This window comes from Streptomyces sp. NPDC050704, from assembly GCF_040654355.1.
GTDB lineage: Bacteria > Actinomycetota > Actinomycetes > Streptomycetales > Streptomycetaceae > Streptomyces.
This window is the reverse complement of sequence record NZ_JBFAHW010000234.1, coordinates 1-6105: the sequence shown is the minus strand read 5'-3', so window position 1 is coordinate 6105 and position 6105 is coordinate 1. Positions and strand designations below refer to the sequence as shown.

Sequence of the window (6105 nt, the reverse complement as noted above, 5' to 3'; positions counted from 1 at the left end):
GGTCGGCCCCAACGGCGCGGGCAAGAGCACCTTGTTGCGCCTCTTCGCCGGCGAGCTGGCACCGTCATCGGGGTCGGTCGGCGTGCAGGGGCAGCTCGGGTACCTGCCGCAGTCCCTGCCGCTGGCACAGGGCACCGTCGACGAGGCGCTCGGTATCGCGGCGGTACGGCGCGCACTGCACGCCATCGAGGCCGGTGAGGTGGACGAGGCCCACTTCACCGCCGTCGGCGACGACTGGGACATCGAAGAGCGCACCACCGCCGTACTCGGCCGGCTGGGGCTCGCGGATGTCTCCCTCGACCGGTCACTGGCCTCCCTCAGCGGCGGCCAGGTGATCTCCATCGGCCTCGCCGCCCAGTTGCTGAAACAGCCGGACGTGCTGCTGCTCGACGAGCCGACCAACAACCTCGACCTGGCAGCCCGACGGCGGCTCTACCGGGTCGTCGAGGAGTGGAAGGGCTCCCTGGTGGTGGTGAGCCACGACCGGGCGCTCCTTGACCGCGTCGACGGCATCGCGGAGCTGCGGCCCGGCGAACTGCGCTGGTACGGCGGCAACTTCACCGCATACACCGAGGCCGTGGAGCGCGAGCAGGAAGCCGCGCAAAGGGCGGTACGCGGCGCCGAGCAGGAAGTGCGCCGCCACAAGCGCGAAGCCCAGGCGGCGCACGAGCGGGCCCAGCGCAGGGCGAGCAACGTCAAGCGCACCAAGCACACTCTCGGCGTGCCGCGCATCCACGCGGGCGCCCTGCAGCGGCAGGCGCAGGAATCGGCCGGGCGGGCCGCCGCGGTGCACGAGCAGCGTGTGAAGGAAGCCAAGGAAAAGCTGGAGCAGGCCGGTCAAGGGCTGCGCGAAGAGGCGCGGCTCGCCATCGCCCTGCCACGCACCAAGGTGCCCGCCGGGCGCACGGTGCTTCAGTGCGAGCGGGTTCGTCTCCACTACGGCGACACGGAACTGTTCGGCGCCGGTGTCGACCTCGCAGTGCGCGGACCCGAACGGATCGCGCTGCTCGGCTCCAACGGCGTGGGCAAGTCGACGCTGATGAGACTCGTCGCGGGTGAACTGGCACCGTCGTCGGGAACCGTCCGTACGCCGGTGGAGCGGGTGTCGTATCTGTCGCAACGCCTCGACCTGCTGGATCTGGATGCGAGCGTCCTCGACAACCTGCGGGCCTTCGCACCGCAGCTGCGGGAGGAGCAGGCCCGGCACTGGCTTGCGCAGTTCTCCTTCCGCGGCACACGGGCGCGTTCGGTGGCCCGGACGCTGTCCGGTGGCGAGCGGCTGCGGGCGACGCTGGCATGTGCCCTGGCCACCGACCCGGCGCCGCAGCTCCTGCTTCTCGACGAGCCCACGAACAACCTGGACCTCGACAGTGTCGCCCAGTTGGAAGACGCGCTCAACGCATTCGAGGGTGCCTTCGTCGTCGTCAGCCACGACCAGCCGTTCCTGCGCGCCATCGGTGTCACCCGCTGGATGCGCCTGAAGTGCGGCGCGATCATGGAGGTCGCCCCGCCGCAGGACGACTGACGGGAGTACGACCGCGCCGCCCCGGCCGGATCTCACGCGGTGATCAGCCGGGGCGGCGCAGCGTGCCGTCGGTCAGCTCGACCACGTGGTCCGCGTACCGCTCACGCAACGCGCGGTCATGGGTGACCAGGACCACCGGGCCGGTGAACTCCTCGATGGCCTCCTGGAGTTGTTCCACCAGCGGCAGGCTGAGGTGGTTGGTCGGCTCGTCCAGGAGCAGCAGATCGGGGCGGGCCGCGAAGAGTTCCGCCAGGCCCAGGCGACGGCGTTGGCCCGTCGACAGGCGGTCCACCGGGACGGTGAGGTCGCCGCGCCGAAAGAGCCCGAAGCGGCCCAGTTCGGCGGATGCGGTGTCGTGGTCGAGGGCCCGACGCTCCGCGTAGACCTCCAGGAGGCCGCGGTGGCCGTGCTCGTACGTCGACTCCTGCGGCAGGTAGCCCACCCGCGTGCCGTCCGCCGTGGCGACGGTGCCGTGCTGCGTGGGCAGCACGCCGGCGAGGATCCGCAGCAGGGTGGACTTGCCCGCGCCGTTGGGGCCGACGATGACGGTGAAGTCACCGGGGCGCAGGTCGAGTCGGATGTCGCGCAGTACGTCACCGAACGTGACGCGGGTGGCCCGCAGCAGGGGCGGGTCGCCTTCCGTCACGGGCGGGGAGGTCCGTGTCGACGCCCCGGGGGCCTGTGTCACGGGCCGCGCGGTGTGCGCCGGGCGAAAGCGCAGCGGTTCGGGCGGACGTGGCACAGGATCGTCGAGCAGACGCCGCAGTTCGAGCCGGGCCGCGCGGGTCCTGCGGGCCACGTCGGCCTGTGCCTTGCCGCCGGTGCGGTCGTAGCCCATCTTCTCGTTGTCGCGCTTCAGGCCGCCACCGTCCCCCGCCGCGCCCGCCCGGTCCAGCCGCTCGCGTACACGGTCGGTCTCCTCCTGCCACTGCGCGTACTGGCGTTCCCAGCGGCTGCGGGCGGCGCGCTGTTCGGCGAGATAGTCCTGGTAGTCACCGCCGTGGCGGACGGCGCTGCCCCGGGGCCCGTCCAGGTCGACGATGGCGGTGACGGCGGCGCCGAGCAGGGTGCGGTCGTGGGAGGCGATGACGCACGGGCCGCGGTAGCCGCGCAGCCAGTGGGTCAGCCAGTCCGCGGCACGGTCGTCCAGGTGGTTGGTCGGCTCGTCCAGAAGCAGCGCGGACGGTGCGGCGAGGACGAGTTCGGCGAGCGCGAGCCGGGCCCGCTGGCCGCTGGAGAGCCGGCCCACCGAATGCGCGGGCGACAGGCCACCGAGACCGAACACGGCGAGGACCTCACCGGTACGGGCCTCGCGCTCCCATCCGCCACGGTCGGTGAACGCGTCCTGAGCCCGGCCGTAGTCGGCGAGCAGGGCTTCCAGTTCCGCGCCCTCGGCGGCTGCCATGTGCCGTTCCAGATCACGCAGACGCGCGGCCAGCAGGTCGAGTTCGGCGTGGGCGCGGTCCAGGACGTCCGTGATCGTCCAGGCGGGCGGGAACTCCGGCTCCTGCGGCAGGAAGCCGACACGGCCCGTGACCGCGCGCAGCACGCTGCCCCGCTCGGGGGCGAGATCACGGGCGAGGACGCGCAGCAGGGTGGACTTGCCCTGGCCGTTCTCCCCGATCAGTCCGACTCTTTCCGCCGCGGCGACGGTCAGGGAGACGTCGCGCAGTACCGGCCGGTCCCCGAGGGTGCACGAGACGCCCTCGGCCGCGAGGTGGGCGGCGCCGCGGCTGCCCGCCAGGACGTCGGCGCTGTCGGGGAGTTGAACGGTGTGCTCCATGACTCCAGTATCTGCAAGGACGGTGGGGCGGCTGGGAGGGGTGACGCGGGCGGGGCGTGCGGGGAACCGGCCCCGCCCGGCCCGGGTCACGGGCGGGCCTTGTCGGGCGTGCGGCGCCGCGGGTGGGACCACCGTCGCATCGCGGGCCGCTCCACGGTGATGTGCAGCAGCCACGCCGCCAGGACGGAGGCGAACACCATCAGCACCGCCCACGTCCAGCGGTGCGCCTGTGGCATGCCGGGCCCGGGGGCGACGAGGGCCACGCACAGGTACTGCACGACGAAGAGATGGACGAGGAACAGGGCGTACGAGGTCTCGCCGAGCCACAGGGCCGGGCCCCAGTTCGGCCGTGTCGGTCCGCGACGCAGGTCGGCCTGGGCGCAGGCCACGATCAGCAGGCTCAGCGGTATGACCCACGCGGCGGTGAACGCGAACAGGAAGGGCAGGTGGAGCGAGAGGGCCAGACTCGCCGCGACAGCCACGAGGGCGTACCGCAACCGGATTGCGGGGCAGACCCGTTCGGCGACCGTACGAGCCAGGATCACGCCGAGGAGGAACTCGGCGAAGCGGGTCAGTGGAAGCACCTGGACGAACCAGAACTGCTGCCGGCTCACCGGGAACTCGCCGTACAGCGGCGTGCCGGGCAGCAGCACACGGGCGACGACCGGGAACGCCACGACGAGCGCGCACAGCAGTGCGGCGCACAGCGCGAGGCGGTGTCGGGGCAGCCTCCGCACCAGCCGCACCACCAGGGGGAATGAGAGGTAGAAGAGCACCTCGCAGGAGAGCGACCAGGTGACACCGCTGACGACGAGGAACTCGTCCAGCGGGCCGAACGCCCAGGCGTGCAGCAGCGGCAGTTCGAGGGCGGCGGCCACCCCGAGCGTGCCTCCGCTGCCGAGGAGCAGCACCGCGCCGATGACCCAGACCACGGTGTGGCCGGGGAACACCCGCACGACGCGGCGGCGCCACAGGCTCCGGGCGGAGTCGCCCTCGCGCGCCGCCCAGGTCAGAACGAAGCCGCTGAGCAGGAAGAAGAGGGCGACTCCCAGATAGGCCGCGTGGTGCAGCAGGTCATCGGCCAGGTCGCCGCTCCACACCCGCTCGGGCCAGATGAACTCGTAGATGTGGCAGACCAGGACGGCGAGCGAGGCGGGAAACCGCAGCACCGTCAGGGACGGCAGCCGGGCTGGGCGCCCGGACCTGTCGGCCGTCGACGCGCCGGGGCCGGTGCGCGGCGCCGTACCGGGCCGGCCCGGCAGTGGCACCGACGCGGTGGCCGGCGGGCCGGGTGGTGTGGTCGCGGACTCACCAGTCATGGACATCCGCCCGCGTCGAGGGGTGGCGCAGTTCTCTTCGCGCCCGTTCCAGGTCCGCCTCCACCATCATCCGCATCAGCTCCTCGAAGCCGGTCTCGGGCTCCCAGCCGAGTTCGGTGCGGGCCTTCTTCGGGTTGGCGCACAGCAGGTCGACCTCGGCGGGGCGGACCAGACGGGTGTCGCTGACGACATGCTCGCGCCAGTCGAGGCCCACCGTCTCGAAGGCAATGCGCACCGCGTCCCGTACGGAGTGCATGTGCCCGGTGCCCACGACGTACTCGCCGGGTTCGGCCTGGGCCAGCATGAGGCGCATGGCGCGGACGTAGTCTCCGGCGAAGCCCCAGTCGCGTACGGCGTCGAGGTTGCCGAGGCGCAGTCCGTTCTGCAGGCCGAGACTGATCCTGGCGGCGGCCCGGGAGATCTTGCGGGTGACGAACTCCCGTCCGCGCCGTGGGGATTCGTGGTTGAAGAGGATCCCGGAAGCGGTGAACATCCCGAAGGACTCACGGTAGTTGCGCGTGATGAGGTGCCCGTAGGTCTTGGCCACACCGTAGGGGCTGCGCGGCCGCGGCGGGGTGTCCTCGTCCTGGGGCACCTCGCCGACCTGGCCGAACATCTCGGAGGACGACGCCTGGTAGAAGCGGACGGTGCCGGGCGGCGCGGTCGTGGACCTGCCGAGGCCGCTGACGATGCGGATGGCCTCCAGCATGCGCAGCACTCCCATGCCGGTGACCTCGCCGGTCAGTTCGGCCTGCTGCCAGGACATCGGGACGTAGGAGATGGCGGCGAGGTTGTAGACCTCGTCCGGCTGGATGTGGTCGACGGCGGCGACGAGACTGCTCTGATCGAGCAAGTCGCCTTCGGCGAAGCGTACTTCGGGGGCGATCCGCTCGATGCGGGAGCGGTACGGGTTGCCCTGGCCGCGCAGCAGCCCCCACACCTCGTAGCCGCGTTCCAGGAGGTGCTCGGCGAGGTAGGAGCCGTCCTGGCCGGTGATGCCGGTGATCAGTGCGCGCCTCATGGCCTGGCTCCTTCCTTTTCCGCCGGCCGGACGGCGCGGGTGTGCGGATCCTCGGGGCGTCGCAGCGGTGGCCGGCGCCATTCCGCCTTGGTGAGCGCCATGACCAGTTCGGCCGCCTCGCGGAGGGTGGGCACGCTGCCCAGGCAGCCCGGGTACGCGGCGGGTGGTCCGCCCCGGCCGCTGCGCACGTGCAGCGACCAGCAGCCCGCCGCCGCGGCCGCCATCAGGTCGGTGTCGTGATCGCCGACGAGCAGTGCCTGCCCCGGGTTCACCCCGATGCGGTCGAGGGCCCCGGTGATGAGACCCGGCCGGGGTTTGCGGCAGGGGCAGCGGGATTCCGGCAGGTGCGGGCAGTGCAGGATCACCGGGCGAGGCACGCCGACGGCGCCGGTGCGGCGCGGGTTGCGCAGCGCGTTGCGCTGGCTCATCCGGCCGATCGAGCCGAAGACGGCCGGGA

5 protein-coding genes are annotated in these 6105 nt (G+C 72.3%); 1 reads left to right on the top strand and 4 read right to left on the bottom strand.

What is annotated here, in order from left to right:
• On the top strand, positions 1 to 1525 hold a 1525-nt coding region (gene abc-f / locus AB0I18_RS51425; RefSeq protein ID WP_363112787.1), incomplete at its 5' end, for a ribosomal protection-like ABC-F family protein.
• 43 nt (positions 1526 to 1568) lie between these two features.
• On the opposite strand, the gene AB0I18_RS51420 is transcribed toward abc-f, so the two are convergent.
• From AB0I18_RS51420 to AB0I18_RS51405, 4 genes are all read right to left on the bottom strand, one after another.
• Complete coding sequence (locus tag AB0I18_RS51420) at positions 1569 to 3308, bottom strand: ABC-F family ATP-binding cassette domain-containing protein (protein ID WP_363112786.1); 1740 nt, start codon at positions 3306 to 3308, stop codon at positions 1569 to 1571.
• Positions 3309 to 3394: 86 nt separating this feature from the next.
• Positions 3395 to 4627, bottom strand: coding sequence for an acyltransferase (locus AB0I18_RS51415; RefSeq protein ID WP_363112785.1), 1233 nt, complete (start codon positions 4625 to 4627; stop codon positions 3395 to 3397).
• Positions 4617 to 5648: a GDP-mannose 4,6-dehydratase gene (locus AB0I18_RS51410; RefSeq protein WP_363112784.1), complete on the bottom strand. Its 1032-nt coding sequence runs from the start codon at positions 5646 to 5648 to the stop codon at positions 4617 to 4619. The genes AB0I18_RS51415 and AB0I18_RS51410 overlap by 11 nt, the downstream gene beginning before the upstream one ends.
• The coding region (locus AB0I18_RS51405) for an HAD hydrolase-like protein (protein WP_363112783.1) at positions 5645 to 6105 on the bottom strand (461 nt) is incomplete at its 5' end. The genes AB0I18_RS51410 and AB0I18_RS51405, both read right to left, overlap by 4 nt.